Origin of the sequence: Halosimplex rarum (assembly GCF_047715405.1) — an archaeon.
Classification (GTDB): domain Archaea; phylum Halobacteriota; class Halobacteria; order Halobacteriales; family Haloarculaceae; genus Halosimplex; species Halosimplex rarum.
Map to the genome: position 1 here is coordinate 1,254,114 of NZ_CP180412.1, position 14,503 is coordinate 1,268,616.

The window sequence follows — 14,503 nt, forward strand, 5'->3', positions numbered from 1 at the left end:
AACCGCCTCCTCGTAGACGACCGCGGTTCCACGTTTCGACGTGAATCCCGAGCGATTCGAAATTGATATCGCACATCTGAATAGATGCCTATATACTTCGAATTCTTATATAAGTTCACCACGGTGCTGAACTTTCGGCACACTCTCCGTTCGATCACGGCCTTTCCCGTCTCAAACCGGTATATTAGGTGTATATCCGAATTCACCGGATAGATTCGGATTAGCTAACTGCTCAGTCGAGACAGCCAGACTGAAAAAACCTGGAATTTTCAAAATCCGGCTACTAGGGTTCGAAGACGTCCATTATGCATTATTAGTCACGTACCGAGAACTGGGAGTTCGCGATCGCGATCTGAATCGGAACGGATTGTGGCCTTCTAATCATACGATACCAATAATATATTGGTATCTGGTAGCTAGTGCTAATTCCGCTGGGTTCGGGGCTACGAACCGAGCAGACGAAAGCACCTTGTCCGGGGGCGGCTAACGGGCGAGTGTGACAGACGACCAGGACGGCGCGTCGCTCGATCGATTCCACGAGGCGATCGAACGGGCGGGTCGTCCAGTCCTGACGACCGACGAGATCGCGCGTCGCCTGGACGAATCGCGGGAAGACGCCGAGACGTGGCTCGCCTCCCTCGAACGCAATGGCGGGGCCGTGAGCCGGGACGTCTCCCAGGACCCCACGGTGTGGTATCCGGCCGAGTGGACGGAGTACGCCGACCGCGAGCGGTTCGTCGTCTTCCCGAACCGCCGGCAGATCGTCGTCGACAGGCCCGCGCAGTTCACCCGCGCCCAGCTATCGCAGTTCGCCCGCCTGGTCGACACCAACGGCGACAGCGGGTACGTCTACGAGATCGCGGACTCGGACATCTGGCAGGCGCCGTACGACGACGTCGAGGACCTCCTCGGCACCGTCCGCGACGTGCTGCCACAGCGCTATCCCGACCTCGAAGAGTGGATCGCCGAGCAGTGGAAGCGCGCCCACCAGTTCACGCTTCGCACCCACGAGGACGGCTACACGGTGCTCGAAGCGGCGACGGAGAACCTGATGGGCAACGTCGCGCGGCAGAAACTCGACGACACGCACCTCAGGGCGCCCATCTCCGACACCGAGAGCTGGGTCGCCGAGGAGGCCACCGCCGAGGTCAAGCGGATCCTCTACGAGGCGGGGTATCCCGTCCAGGACGAGCGGGACCTGGAGTCCGGCGATCCGCTCGATCTCTCGCTGACGCTCGAACTGCGAGACTACCAGCACGACTGGGTCGGGCGGTTCATGGAGACCAAATCCGGCGTGCTGGTCGGACCGCCGGGGAGCGGCAAGACGGTCGCCGCGATGGGTATCCTGGAGCGGGTCGGCGGCGAGACGCTGATCCTGGTACCGAGCCGCGAACTCGTTCGGCAGTGGCGCGATGAGGTTCTCGCCCACACGACCCTCGACGAGTCCCAGGTCGGCGAGTACCACGGCGGGAAGAAGGACATCCGGCCGGTCACAATCGCCACCTACCAGACGGCGGGGATGGACCGCCATCGGCACCTCTTCGACTCGCGCGAGTGGGGGCTCATCGTCTACGACGAGGTCCAGCACGTCCCCAGCGATGTCTACCGCCGGAGCGCGAACCTCCAGACCCGTCATCGCCTCGGGCTCTCCGCGTCGCCCGTCCGCGAGGACGACCTGCAGGAGGAGATTTTCACGCTCATCGGCCCGCCGATCGGCACGGACTGGGACTCGCTGTTCGACGACGGATTCGTCGCCGAGCCGCGCGTCGAGATACGGTACGTCCCCTGGACCGACGACGACCACCGCAACGAGTACGTCGGCAGCGAGGGCCACGAACGTCGGCAGATCGCCGCGTCGAACCCCGCGAAGGTCGACGAGACGCGCCGGATCCTCTCACGGCACCCCGAGCAGAAGGCGCTGGTCTTCGTCGACTACCTCGACCAGGGCCGCGAGCTGTCGTCCGCCCTGGACGTGCCGTTCGTCAGCGGCGACACGCCACATCACGAACGCGAACGGCTGTTCCAGCAGTTCCGCGACGGATCGCTGCGGACGCTGGTCGTCTCCCGCGTGGGCGACGAGGGGATCGACCTCCCCGACGCGTCGCTCGCCATCGTCGCCTCCGGGCTGGGCGGGTCGCGCCGGCAGGGGACTCAGCGCGCGGGACGAACGATGCGACCCGCAGGCCGGGCGCTGATGTACGTGCTCGCGACCCAGGGCGCCCGCGAGGAGGAGTTCGCCCGCCGACAGATGCGGTATCTCGCCGGGAAAGGCGTCCAGGTTCAGGAGCAGACGGTCGAGGAGCCCGACGGAGGTGACCCGGAGGACGATGAAAACGGCGGGGATCAGGCCGACGACGCCGACAGCGACGGAGACGGCTCAGGCGAGGACGAGTCCGCGGTCTGACGCACCCACGATCCGGTCGAACATATTCGGCGCTGCGGGTTACCGCGTGGAGCGGCTATGAAGACACATGTCCGTCAGCCACGACGACGTCGAACCCGTGACCGACCACGTCCACGAGAACTCCTGGTCGGCAAACCTGGAGAAGCCCCACCACGGCGAGGACCGCGAACTCGTCGTCTCACAGGCGCTCGATGCCGTCGACCACACGGCGCCGGGCAACCACGTCAACCTGGTCACCCATGGCGACCACGGCCACCCCGAGACGTATCTCTACGACGAACTCGCGGAGGCGTTCGGCGACGCCGTCCGCTACGAGTACGTCGAACAGTGTGGCTGCGGAGGACACGTTACCCGACTCCACGTCGAAGAACAAGGTTGAGCGCCGCGAACCGGTATCGCCCGGCCGTTACGCGTTAAGCGGGTCGGCCGCGGCGGACGGCCCGGTCGTCACTCCTCGTCGGCCAGTTCCACTCGCTCGGCTCGCCGCTCTTTTACGTCGTCGATGAACGAGTCGACGGTGACGCGTTTCTCGCCGATGGTCGCGCCGACGATGGCGCCGAGCGCGCCGCCGGTACTGGCGGCGTTGCGGCCGACGAGGCCGCCGATTCCGGCGCCGACGGCGGCGCCCATGGCTGCGTAGCGAGCACGACTCAGGATGCGCTTCAGACGTTTCTGCATACCTCCCACTTCGAGTATCTGGCCCATAAGTGTGGCCCTCCCGAAAGTTCCGTGCATGACAGAGCCTCGCATACGTGCAAAAAATTTAATATATTCCCGTGTAGACGTATCGAGTACGTTCCACCACTACGGTGCGAGCGGTGATCCCGAATGATCGACCTCATTGCGTCACCGGCGTTCGCCCGGGCCCACGGCCCGTATGGCGGCAGCGCCGGTTGCGCCGACGCCGCCGTCACGGCGGACGTCGGTGCAGTGAATCCCAGCGGGGAGGATCTGGCGATCGGTCGGTCTGCAGGGGGCAACCGCATGCTCGAACCGACCGTCGCCGCGTGAAACCCCGCGGGCCGCCCGGGCTCCCAGTCCGGTCGACGGCTGTCGGTTCGAGCCGATCTCGGCTCTTCCTGTGACCCCGACGTCGTGGCCACCGGCCCGTCTCGCGTGACGACAGGTTTCGTCCCACCGATGGATCCGCGCTTCGCTGTCCCCCCATCGGCCCACGCACGCCCGGTCCACGCTCCCCAGGTCCCCAGTCGCTGACGCGGCCTCTGTCGCCGCGTCCGGCTCGGACGGGGAGCGCGGCCGGCGAACCAGCGCCAGCGCTGCCGGAGAGAGGCATCACTGCGCGCTTCGACGCCCGCACGGCGGTCGCTCAGGCGACGCGCGTTCGACTCGCGCCGGGCGCCTATGGCAGTCCATGCCACAACCGCGGTGGAATCGACGGCGGAAGTCGACCTGTGGGTCCCCCGGGACACCATGGCGGACCTCGAGAGCGGCGTCCGAACGGTCGTCGCGGACGTCGACGGCGTCGAGACGGCGGAGGTCACCGGCGTGACTGACGTGACGCCTCGCGCGACCGACATCCGGGTGACGGCCACCGTCTGGCTCGTCTTCCCCGACCACGCGCCCGAGGCCGACGCCGTCCGCGAGACGCTCGAAGACGGCTTCGGCATCATGGAGGCGACCGTCCTGGTCGCAGACGCGGCAGATGCCACAGACGTAGTCGACGCGACCGACGCGGACGAATCGTGAACGGCCGCAACTATCGACGACGGCCCGGCGAACGGGCCGTCCCGACCCCCTGCTCTCCGCGGTCACAGCGGTGTGACGCCGGCCTCGCGCCGGAGCGGCGGGTTCGATCCCCGCCGGAGAGCCTGGTGAGAGCAATGTTGTGCATCATCGCGCCGGAGTACGAGTCGGCCGACGACGAGCATCGACGATCGACAGACGCTGGTACGGACAGCGAGGCAGAGAGCGGAGACGACGCCGGGGACGACGGCGATCTCCCGACGGTCGGGACGGTCTGAGTCATCCGATCCGTCCGATCACGCCGTCCAGCGGGCGTCCGAGAGCGTCCGTTGGACGGCTTCCTCGCCGACCGCTTCGGCGAGAGTCTCGAAGCCCGCCCGCTCGCTGCGGTCGCCGGCGTTGGCGACCAGCCGCGAGACGATGAATTCGGGCGTCGACCGCCCCACCGTCTCGAAGCGTGGCTGGTAGTCGACCTCCAGGTCCAGGTCCGGCGTCAGCCCCTCGGCGAAGATGCCGTCGACGCGGGCCTCCGGTGGCAGGGGTTCGAGGTCGTCGGCGAGGTGGGTGACGAACACGCCCAGCGCGCCGCGGTCGACGCTCAACCGGACGAGGCCGTGGAGCAGGTCGGCGGCGCTACCGGGTTCGGTGATGGCCTCGAACTCGTCGACGAGCATCAGCGTCCGACCCTCGTCGGTCAGCGGCGGCACGACCGACCGGAGCGTCGATTCGAGCACGCCGGCGTTGAAACTCGCGTGACGGCGGTGGAAGACGACGGCGTCGACGACGCCCACCTCGGCGCTGTCGGCGGGAACGGGCAGCCCCATCTGGGCGAGCAGCTGCACCTGACAGAGGGTCTCCAGCAGCGTCGTCTTCCCGCCGCTGTTGGCCCCCGTGAGCACGGCGACGCGGTGGTCCCGCGGCGGCGCGTCGGCGCCTGTCATGCCGAGGTCGTGGTCGCCGATGCCGTAGGTGACGGGCTGAACCGGAACGCCCCCGGCGACCAGCGAGAGGTTGCGTGCGTTCTCGACGGCGACGGTCTCTCGATCCACGAACGTCGGCCGCTGGAGGTCGTAGGCGTCGGCGAATCGGGCGAGCGAGACGTACAGCGCCACGTCGTCGACCGCGGTCACCGCGGCGTCTATCTCCGTTCTCGCCGTCTCGATCGTCCCCTCGAGCCTGTCGGCGACTTCGACCTCTCGTTCGTCGACGGCCGTCCGCAGGTCGCCGGCCAGCGAGCGGAGCGTCTCGGCCACGAAGTCGCCGGCGTCGGTCGCCTCTCCGGGCATCGCTTCGCGGACACGCGTCACGTCGACTTCGGTCTCGCTCGTGACGTGGCGAACGAGTGTCTCGCGGAAGTCGTCCGGGCCGCGAGCGCCCGACTGAACTTCCTCGGCGACGCTCTCGGGCGTCGCCGCCATGTCCTCGACGCTCGCCAGCGCGTCCCGGAGCGAGTCGAGTCGGTCGTCGGCCCCTTCGCCGATGCTGTCGCCGCCGCTCCGGAGCCCAGCGAGCGCGGCCGCCGCGTCGGCGAGCGCCTCGTCGTCCAGGTCGGCGATCGGCTCGAAGACGCCTGCGGAGACGCCGGCCTCCGAGAGCGCGAGCGCGGTCCGGACGGCCGCGAGTTCGCCGCCGGCGGCGTTGTCCTCGAAGGCGTCCTCGACAGCGGCCCGGGTCTCGTCGTCCAGCGCAGTCCACGAGTCGCGGGCTTCGAGGATGCGGTCGATGCGCTCGGCCATCTCCTCGCGGGCGCCCAGCGGCGTGAGGATGCGGATCCGGCTGGCCGCGTCCTCGGTGAGGGCGTACTCGCCGGCGAGGTCGAGGATCTCCTTGTACACCTCGCGGGTGTCCCGCGTGGCGAGCACGTCCATCGCCTCGCCGCCCTGTGCCCGCCGGAGGATGCGCGTCGCCCGCCCCTGCGAGAGGCCGGCGTCGACCAGCGCCCGGGTGTCCGCCGACTCGATGGCGGCCAGCGCCCGCTCGACGCCCAGCTGTTCGGCGAGCAGGTCCCGGGTCTTCGGCCCGATTCCCCAGTAGTCCTCCAGTCGCATGGCAGTGGCGTGGGCGTGCGCCGGTATAGTCGTTTCTCGTCGACGCCCCCTCATCGTCGCGAGCGACGCTGGTCGACCGCTCCGTGACCGGGATTCTTGTCGACCGGGCGCAAAGGGGGTGGCATGACCGAGCCGGCGGACGAACGCGACGACGGCGAGGGCGCCGGTAACGCGCCCGACGACGCCAGCGACGTGTCGGACGGCGCCGGATCTGCGGGCGAGCAGCCGCCGGCGTTTCCCTGTCCCGAGTGCGGGAAGACACTGCCGGACGGCGCGCGGTTCTGTCCGCACTGCCAGACGCCGATCGGCGACGACGAGGGGGCGGTCGACCTCTCGGAACTTGACGGGCTGTTCGACGAGGGCGAGCGTCCGGAGTTCCTCACCGCCGAGGGGGGTGAGCGGCGAGCCTCCGGACGCGTCATGGTCGTCGCCGGCCTCGCCGTCGCCGTCCCGCTCGCGCCACTGGGGCTGTTCCTCGTGAGCACGGTCCGCCCCCTGTCGGTCTGGACCGCGCCGCTGGTGTTCCTGGGCAGCTGGCTCGCGCCGGCGGCGTATCTCGCCCGGGCCCGCGTCCCGGCCGAGGCGTTCGCCCGCAGCCTCTATCTCATCGCGGCGGGGACCGCTCTCGTCCCGCTCGGCCTGCGATTCGGCGGTGAGGGCGCCGCGAGCGACGACCTGCAGATCGCCCTCGGCACCGTGACGGCGGTCGCCCTCCTCGTCGCCGGGCTCGCGGCCGTGCTCGGTCGGTACATGCACGGCCAGGCCGACGGTCGGGTCAGCGGCGAGCTCCGGGCGTTCGAAGCCGCACGGGAGAGCGAACGCGGGACGAAGGGGGACCGGTCCGGTGAAGCGGCGGACGGGAAATCGAACGCGGGCGGCATCGAGGAGTAGCGCGACGACAGGGCGGCGTCGAGTTGCGGCCCGGCGGCGTCAGTCGAACATCCCGGTCGACATGTAGCGTTCGCCGCTGTCCCAGTAGACGGTGACGACCAGCGGGTCCTCGACGGCGTCGTCGGCTGCGAGCCGCTCGGCCACGCGTTTCGCGGCCAGGTTCGTGCCGCCCGAGGACTGGCCCACGAGGATCCCCTCCTCGCGGGCGAGGCGGCGACACTCGGCTTCGGCGGCGTCGAGTTCGACCGTCTCGACGTCGTCGATCAACTCGCGGTCGAGGTTGTCGCTGACGAAGCCGGGTCCCATCCCCTGGAAGTCGTCGTCCCCGGCCTCGCCCGTGGAGAGGACGGCGTTGCTCGCCGGTTCGACGGCGACGATCTCGAGGTCGGGGAATTTCTCGCGAAGGCGGCGGCCGATACCGGTGAGCGTCCCACCGGTGCCGACCCCGGCGACGAAGGCGTCGATCTCCCGGTCGCCGACCTCGTCGAGGATCTCCGGACCCGTCGAGCGGTAGTGAGCCTCGGGATTCGCCGGATTCTCGAACTGGCGGAGCTGGACGAAGCCGTTCTCGGACTCTAGCTCGTCGGCGCGGTCTTTCGCTGCGGAGATGTCGCCGTCGACGAGTTCGATCTCGGCGCCGTAGGCGCGCATGATCTGTCGGCGCTCGGGCGACTTCGAGGACGGCATGACGAGCGTCACGTCGTAGCCCTTCGCGGCGCCGACGACGGCGAGCCCGATGCCGGTGTTGCCGCTGGTGGGCTCGACGAGGGCGTCGCCCTCGGTGAGCACCCCGTCGCGCTCGGCGGCCTCGACCATCTCCTTCGCCGGCCGGTCCTTGGCGGATCCCCCGGGGTTGTACGATTCCACTTTCGCCGCGATGGTGGCGCCCGCCGGCGCGTCGACCTCCACCAGCGGCGACCCGATCGTGTCGAGGATGCTCGAGTACACTACTGCGGAATACGACGCAGCCGCTTAAATGGGCCGCGGCAGCGGCAGGCAGTGCGGCCGTCCGTGACGGACAGGGAACGTCACCGGGCCGTTGGCCGGCGAACCGGCCGCCGTAGGCGGGTTTCTATTGCAGGCCGAACCCGCATGTGACTGGTCGAACAACGTCGAGTCGAACCGTTCGACGAGCCACGCTCGTCGCTCGGTCACAGCCGTCCGAGTTCAACAATGTCCTACAACAACGACAACCGTCGACAGCAGAGCCAGCACGACCAGCAGCAGGGCCGTTCGATGGGTGGCCAGCACTCGGCACACTCACAGCAGCGCGACCAGCAGGGCCAGTTCACCGGCCACCAGGGTCAACGGCAGAGCCGTCAGGCCCGGCAGCAGGGAGGACCGCAGTACCAGCAGCAGCAAGGTCAGCAGCCACACCAGGAGAACCAGCAGCGATATCAGCAGGGTGGCCAGCAGCAAGGTCAGCAGGGCCATCGAGGTCAGCAGCCAAACCAGCAACAGGGCCAGCAGTTTGGCGGCCAACAGAACTACCAGCAGCAGGGTCAGCAGCCACATCAGCAGCAGGGTCAGCAGCCACATCAGCAGCAGGGTCAGCAGCCACATCAGCAGCAGGGTCAGCAGCCACATCAGCAGCAGGGTCAGCAGCCACATCAGCAGCAGGGTCAGCAGCCACATCAGCAGCAGGGTCAGCAATTCGGCGGCCAGCAGGGCCGGTCGATCGGCGGTCAGCACTCCGCCCAGTCCCAGCAGCGTGACCAGCAGGGCCAGTTCACCGGCCATCAAGGCCAGCAGCACCAGCAGCGAGACCAGCAGCAGAGCCAGCAGCCAGGGGGTCAACAGTTCGGCGGTCAGCAGGGTCGGTCGATCGGCCGCCAGCAGTCCGCCCAGTCCCAGCAGCGTGACCAGCGGGGCCAGTTCAGCGGTCAGCAGGGCGGCCAGCAACACCGACAGAGTCAGCAGCGACACCAGCAGGGCCAGCAGAGCCAGCAGCGATATCAGCAGGGCGGCCAGCAGTTCAGTGGTCAACAGGGTCGATCGATGGGCGGCCAGCACTCCGCTCAGTCCCAGCAGCGCGACCAGCAGGGCCAGTTCACCGGCCACCAGTCCCAGCAGCGTGGTGGCCAGCAGTCCCAGCAGCGCGGTGGCCAGCAGTACCAACAGGGTCAGCAGAATCAGAACCGCTCGAACCAGAGCGACCGCGGCGACAACCAGAGTAGCAGCTCCCAGAGCAGCGGCGGTAACACGCAGGGTCTGACGCAGGAAGCCCGCTCGCGCGGCGGCAAGAACTCCGCCCAGGAGCAGGAACGCGACGAGCAGGGCCACTTCACCGGAAAGGACTGAACGCCGCCGACGACGCCCGTAGAATCACTGCACCGCCCGTCCGATCCCGTCTGATCTCGCGCAGTGGCCGCCCGTATCGTCGAAACGTTTTCCGCCGTCTCGCCCGGAGACCGACACGTGACGGGGACCGTTACGGACACCTACGCGGCCGCGCTCCAGCACGACATCGCCGACGTGCCCGACGACGCGCGACTGTTCGGCGTCGTCCGGCGACCGACGGGGTGGTTCAGCGCGCTCGTGGACGAGAACGTACCGGCGCTCGGCCCGCCGGAGTCGCTCCTCTCGGAGACGAAAGACCGGCAAGAGGCCCTCCAGATGCAGGGGCTGTGCGACGAGGAGGCCCACAACGCCGCCTGGGTGGAGACCGACTTCGGGACCCGGTACTGCGAGCACGTCGCGAACGACGACGCGGCCCGGGAGGCTGTCGACGCGCTCGCAGAGCGGGTCGCGAACGGCGAGACCGTGGCGCTCGTCTGCTTCGAGGGGGAATCGAAGCGCTGTCACCGGCGGATCCTCGACGACGTGATCCGCGAGCGGGCCGGAATCGGGGGCGAGTAGCTGCGGTGAACGGAGCGTTGTCGTTAAGCCACCCCGCCCGGTAAGGGAGCGTATGTCACTGGAGACCATGGAGCCGAATCCGGTGTGGACCGAGGAGGCCTACGCCGAGACGGTCGACGTGCTCGCGGCGCTCAGACACGAAGTCACGTACAAGGTCTGGGGCGGCGACTGGTGTATCGACTGCCGCTCGCAACTGCCGGACTTCGGCGCGGCGCTCGACGCCGCCGGCGTCCCCGACTCCCGGATCGAGGAGTACGCCGTCGAGAAGGAAGACGACGGCAGCAAGACCGGCCCGAAGGTCGAAGAGTACGACATCGAGTACATCCCGACGGTCGTGGTGGAGCGCGATGCGCGGAGCGCATCGGACGGCGCGACCGGCGATCAGCCGGGAGCGCGCGAGGGCGAAGAAGTCGCACGGTTCGTCGAGGAAGAACCGGTCCCGATCGCCGTCTACCTCGGCCGCGAACTCGAAGCGCTGGCCAACTCGGTCTGACGGTCCCGGACCCCTCGCGGTCGGCTTTCTCTGATCTCTCTCGCCGTCGCTCTCACTCGTCGAACCATTCCAGCGCGTCCGCGACGGAGCGGCTTGGCGGCGAACACGCCCGCGACTGACAGGCGTACACCGTCGGCTCGCCGTCGCGCGCCTCGCGGCCGGTCCAGATAGGCGGAGCGTCGTCGAGGTCGAGCGAGTCGAGCCACGGGGCGAGCTCGTCGTCCGTCGGCGGCCGCGGCGCGAGCAGGCGGCGCGGGACGTAGGTCGTCGCGAGCGTCTCGCGCCACTCCTCCGGAACTGTGTCGGCCGCGAGCGTGAGTTCGTGACTCCCGGAGCGGTAGGTGTCCGCGGCGAGCGCGAGCGACGGGTGCTGGACCGGGTCGGTCTCGATCCGGTTGCTGTGCGTCCCGAGCACGTCCGCGGCGACCGACTCGAATCGGTCGTGGGCGACGAAGTGGTCGAGCGCGAGCAGGAGTTCGGCGGCGACGCCCGCGCTGGAGGGCGTGGACTGGTCGGCAAGTTCCTGCGGTCGCGCCACGAGCGATTCGCCGCTCGCGGGCGTGAAATAGAGCGTCTCTTCATCGGCGTCCCAGAACTCCTCCTCGATAGTCCGGGCGAGGTCCAGGGCGAACGCGAGGTGCTCGACCTCGCCGGTGGCCTGGTAGGTGTCGAACGCGCCGCGCGCGAGGAAGGCGTAGTCTTCGAGATACCCATCGATCCGCACGTCTCCGTCTTTGAAGCGCCGGCGGAGTCGGCCCGCGTCCTCGTCCCAGAGATGTTCGCGGGCGAAATCGAGCGCGCCGACTGCCGTGTCGGCCCACGATTCCGAATCCACGACGGCAGCCTCGGCGAACGCGGAGATCATGAGGCCGTTCCACCCGGCGAGGACCTTCTCGTCGCGGGGCGGTCGCGGCCGCTGTTCGCGCGCCTCGAAGACGGCCGACTTCGCCGCGCGAAGCAGTTCCTCGACCTCGTCCTCGTCACGGTCGTACTCGTCGGCGAGTCCCTCGACGGGCGCGCTCAGGGTCAGGACGGTCTGTCCTTCGAAATTACCGGTCGGGGTGACGCCGAAGCGGTCGCAGAACAGGTCCGCGGCGAGGTCGGTATCGTCGTCGGAGAGTCCGGCGGCGGGACCGTACTCCGAGACGGCGTCTTCGACACCCTCAGGCGTCCAGACGTAGAACACGCCTTCCTCGCGTTCGCCGTCTTCTCCCTCACTCTGGGCATCGAGCGTGCTGTAGAACCCGCCCTCAGAATGGGTGAGTTCGCGTTCGACGAACTCCAGAGTCTCGCGGGCGGTGTCACGGTAACGCTCGCGGCCGGTGAACTGGAAGCCGGCGAGGAAGACGCGGGCGAGTTCGGCGTTGTCGTAGAGCATCTTCTCGAAGTGGGGGACCACCCACTCGCGGTCGGTCGTGTAACGGTGGAACCCGCCGCCGACGTGGTCGTAGAGGCCGCCGTCGGCCATCGCGTCGAGCGTCTCGGAGACGACCTCGCGGTAGGCGTCGCGGCCGCCCTCGCGGTGGGCGCGCATCAGCGCGTGCAGGCGACCGGACTGTGGGAACTTCTGGCCGCGTCCCCAGCCGCCGAACTCCCGGTCGGCCCCGCGGAGTGCGGCGCTGGCCGTCGATTCGAGCACGTCCTCGGCCGGTACCTCGCCGGGCTGGTCTGGGGTCTCCTCTAGATCGCTCTCGATGGCGTCGGTCCACTGTCGCGCGCGGTCCTCCATCTCCTCGCGTTCCTCGGGGTCGATCCAGGAGTCGCTGATGTCTTCGAGGAGGTGACGGAAACCGGGGGCGTTCCGTTTGGGTTCGGGCGGGAAGTACGTCCCCACGTAGAAGGGGTCTCCGTCGGGGGTGAGCCACGCGTTGAGCGGCCAGCCGCCGCGACCGGTCACCTGCTGGCAGATGCTCATGTAGATGCTGTCGACGTCGGGGCGCTCCTCGCGGTCGACCTTGATCGGGACGAAGTGCTCGTTCAGCAGCGCCGCGACGTCCTCGTCCTGGAAGCTCTCGTCCTCCATGACGTGGCACCAGTGGCAGGCGGCGTAGCCGATGGAGAGGAAGATGGGCTTGTCCTGCTCGCGGGCCGCGTCGAGGGCCTGCTCGTCCCACGGCTGCCAGTTGACGGGGTTGTCGGCGTGCTGGCGGAGGTATGGGCTCTCCTCCTCGTCGAGCCGGTTGCGTGCAGTGGGGTCGGCGTCGTCGGTCATACCGAGGGGTAAGCGGTCCCGACAGTAAACCCCGGCGGAGTGGTGAGCGGCCCGATATCGGTCGAAACGCAGGACTTACGGTGACCGGATGCGGGCCTACGCGTATGACAGAAACAGTCCTGCTGGTCGGTGGCGGCGGCCGCGAGCACGCCGTCGCTCGCGCGCTCGCCGAGTCCGACGCGGACCTGTACGCCTGCGCGGGCAACCGCAACCCCGGCATCGCCCGGATCGCCGAGGGATTCGAGTCGCTCGACACGACGAACCCCACCGCGGTCACCTCCTACGCCCGCGAGGTCGACGCCACCCTGGCCGTCGTCGGCCCCGAAGCCCCACTCGCGGCCGGGGTCGCCGACGCGCTCGACGACGCGGGCGTCTACGCGTTCGGTCCCCGGGAAGCCGAAGCCCGCATCGAGACGGACAAGGCGTTCCAGCGCCGCTTCATGCGCGAGCACGACATCCCCGGCTGTCCGGACTTCGAGACCTTCGAGGACATGGACGCCGCCGCCGAGTACATCGACGAATACGACGGCGACCTCGCGGTCAAGCCCGCCGGCCTCACCGGCGGCAAGGGCGTCCGCGTCACCGGCGACCAGATCACCAAAGAGGAAGCCAAGGAGTACGTTCGCGAGTCCGACTACGAGCGGATCGTCCTGGAAGAGCGCCTCGTCGGCGAGGAGTTCACCGTCCAGGCGCTCGTCGCCAACGGAGAAGTCCGCGTCACGCCGGCCGTCCAGGACCACAAGCGCGCCTACGAGGGCGACGAGGGGCCTAACACCGGCGGGATGGGCAGCTACTCCGACGCGACGCTCGATCTCCCGTTCATGGACGAGGACGACTACATGGAGGCCGTCGACGTGCTGGAAGCGGCCGTCGACGCCCTGGAAGGGTACAAGGGCGTCCTCTACGGCCAGTTCATGCTCACCAGCGAGGGCATCAAGGTCGTCGAGTTCAACGCCCGCTTCGGCGACCCCGAGGCGATGAACACGCTACCGGTGCTCAACACGGACTTCCTCGACGTGCTGACGGCCGCGCGCGACGGCGAGTCGCTCCCCAAACTCTCTTTCGCCCCGCGGGCGACAGTCTGCAAGTACGCCGTCCCCGAGGGCTACCCGACCGACCCCGACAGCGGCGCGAAAGTCACTGTCGACGAGGAGAGCGCGGCTGCCGCGGCCGAGGGCACCGACGGCGAGGCACTGCTGTTCTACGCGTCCGTCGACGAGCGCGACGACGGCATCTATACGACGACCTCGCGCTCGTTCGCGGTCGTCGGCCTCGCAGACACGATCGAGGCCGCCGAAGAGATAGCCGAGGACGCGCTCGCGGCGGCCGGAGACGGCGTCCGCATCCGCCACGACATCGGCAAGCCCGACCTCGTCCAGCAGCGCATCGATCACGTGGCCGAACTGCGCGGCGAGTAACGCTCACTCGGGCGCGACGACTTCGATTTTGATCGCTTCGGGGCCCTCGCAGTAGAGGGCGTAGTACCCGCCGGCGTACGGATGCTGATCCTCGTAGAGCAGTGACGCGTCGTCGCGCTCCCGGATCCCGGCGGTGACGCCGTCGACCTGCTCGCGCGAGGCGGCGTGGAACGCGACGTGGTTCAGCCCCGGCTCCCGCCGGTCGAACGGGTGGTCCGCGGCCTCGGCCTGCACGAGCACGACGTACGTCGGTCCGTTCTCCCACGACCTGCCGCCGTCCCACTGGTCTTTTCGGTCGTACCCGAGCGCCGTGAGTAGCCAGTCCCAGAAGTCGACGGACGCATCGAGGTCCGAGGCGCACAGTTCGAGGTGATGCAATTGCCCGGCGCGCTCCGGGTCGGCGTGGTCGGTAGTCACGGTCGGTAATGTGCCGAACTCGTCAAAAAATCGACGGCTGACGTGGTGCGTCGGTCG

General features: G+C 68.6%; 15 protein-coding genes. 9 read left to right on the forward strand and 6 right to left on the reverse strand.

What is annotated here, in order from left to right; genetic code table 11:
• Positions 1–496 precede the first annotated feature (496 nt).
• Both ACMGFH_RS06075 and ACMGFH_RS06080 read left to right on the forward strand, forming a co-directional pair.
• The gene (locus tag ACMGFH_RS06075; protein ID WP_415381947.1) at positions 497–2,404 is read left to right on the forward strand and encodes a DEAD/DEAH box helicase; all 1,908 of its coding nucleotides are present in this window, start codon (positions 497–499) and stop codon (positions 2,402–2,404) included.
• A 67-nt stretch (positions 2,405–2,471) separates the two neighbouring features.
• Positions 2,472–2,783, forward strand: a complete 312-nt coding sequence (locus ACMGFH_RS06080) for a CGCGG family rSAM-modified RiPP protein (protein ID WP_415381948.1) — start codon at positions 2,472–2,474, stop codon at positions 2,781–2,783.
• Between the two features lie 68 nt (positions 2,784–2,851).
• Here the strand turns inward: ACMGFH_RS06080 and ACMGFH_RS06085 are convergent, their stop codons facing one another.
• Positions 2,852–3,082, reverse strand: a complete 231-nt coding sequence (locus ACMGFH_RS06085) for a hypothetical protein (RefSeq protein ID WP_415381949.1) — start codon at positions 3,080–3,082, stop codon at positions 2,852–2,854.
• Positions 3,083–3,232: 150 nt separating this feature from the next.
• Here ACMGFH_RS06085 and ACMGFH_RS06090 point away from each other — a divergent pair, with 150 nt between their 5' ends.
• The 3 genes from ACMGFH_RS06090 to ACMGFH_RS06100 all read left to right on the forward strand — a co-directional run bounded on the left by ACMGFH_RS06090 (position 3,233) and on the right by ACMGFH_RS06100 (position 4,386).
• Positions 3,233–3,415 (forward strand): hypothetical protein, encoded by a 183-nt coding sequence (locus ACMGFH_RS06090; protein ID WP_415381950.1) that lies wholly within the window; start codon positions 3,233–3,235, stop codon positions 3,413–3,415.
• Positions 3,416–3,766: 351 nt separating this feature from the next.
• Positions 3,767–4,111, forward strand: coding sequence for a hypothetical protein (locus ACMGFH_RS06095; RefSeq protein WP_415381951.1), 345 nt, complete (start codon positions 3,767–3,769; stop codon positions 4,109–4,111).
• Positions 4,112–4,245: 134 nt separating this feature from the next.
• Positions 4,246–4,386, forward strand: a complete 141-nt coding sequence (locus ACMGFH_RS06100) for a hypothetical protein (RefSeq protein ID WP_415381952.1) — start codon at positions 4,246–4,248, stop codon at positions 4,384–4,386.
• 18 nt (positions 4,387–4,404) lie between these two features.
• Here the strand turns inward: ACMGFH_RS06100 and ACMGFH_RS06105 are convergent, their stop codons facing one another.
• On the reverse strand, positions 4,405–6,156 hold the full coding sequence (locus tag ACMGFH_RS06105; protein ID WP_415381954.1) for a MutS-related protein: 1,752 nt from the start codon (positions 6,154–6,156) through the stop codon (positions 4,405–4,407).
• Positions 6,157–6,279: 123 nt separating this feature from the next.
• On the opposite strand from ACMGFH_RS06105, the gene ACMGFH_RS06110 reads away from it, so the two are divergent.
• Complete coding sequence (locus ACMGFH_RS06110; protein ID WP_415381955.1) at positions 6,280–7,047, forward strand: zinc ribbon domain-containing protein; 768 nt, start codon at positions 6,280–6,282, stop codon at positions 7,045–7,047.
• Between the two features lie 39 nt (positions 7,048–7,086).
• On the opposite strand, the gene ACMGFH_RS06115 is transcribed toward ACMGFH_RS06110, so the two are convergent.
• Together ACMGFH_RS06115 and ACMGFH_RS06120 are read right to left on the reverse strand one after the other, a co-directional pair.
• Entirely contained in the window at positions 7,087–7,995 is a 909-nt protein-coding gene (locus ACMGFH_RS06115) for a PLP-dependent cysteine synthase family protein (protein WP_415381956.1), read from the reverse strand.
• Between the two features lie 312 nt (positions 7,996–8,307).
• Entirely contained in the window at positions 8,308–9,330 is a 1,023-nt protein-coding gene (locus tag ACMGFH_RS06120) for a hypothetical protein (RefSeq protein ID WP_415381957.1), read from the reverse strand.
• A gap of 135 nt (positions 9,331–9,465) precedes the next feature.
• Here ACMGFH_RS06120 and ACMGFH_RS06125 point away from each other — a divergent pair, with 135 nt between their 5' ends.
• Positions 9,466–9,906, forward strand: coding sequence for a DUF488 family protein (locus ACMGFH_RS06125; RefSeq protein WP_415381958.1), 441 nt, complete (start codon positions 9,466–9,468; stop codon positions 9,904–9,906).
• Positions 9,907–9,958: 52 nt separating this feature from the next.
• Positions 9,959–10,399: a thioredoxin gene (locus ACMGFH_RS06130; RefSeq protein ID WP_415381959.1), complete on the forward strand. Its 441-nt coding sequence runs from the start codon at positions 9,959–9,961 to the stop codon at positions 10,397–10,399.
• A 52-nt stretch (positions 10,400–10,451) separates the two neighbouring features.
• Here the strand turns inward: ACMGFH_RS06130 and ACMGFH_RS06135 are convergent, their stop codons facing one another.
• A complete protein-coding gene (locus ACMGFH_RS06135; RefSeq protein WP_415381960.1) occupies positions 10,452–12,611 on the reverse strand; it encodes a thioredoxin domain-containing protein in 2,160 nt (719 codons plus the stop codon).
• Positions 12,612–12,715: 104 nt separating this feature from the next.
• Here ACMGFH_RS06135 and purD point away from each other — a divergent pair, with 104 nt between their 5' ends.
• A complete protein-coding gene (gene purD, locus ACMGFH_RS06140) occupies positions 12,716–14,029 on the forward strand; it encodes a phosphoribosylamine--glycine ligase (protein WP_415381961.1) in 1,314 nt (437 codons plus the stop codon).
• A 3-nt stretch (positions 14,030–14,032) separates the two neighbouring features.
• On the opposite strand, the gene ACMGFH_RS06145 is transcribed toward purD, so the two are convergent.
• Positions 14,033–14,446 (reverse strand): VOC family protein, encoded by a 414-nt coding sequence (locus ACMGFH_RS06145; protein ID WP_415381962.1) that lies wholly within the window; start codon positions 14,444–14,446, stop codon positions 14,033–14,035.
• Positions 14,447–14,503 lie beyond the last annotated feature (57 nt).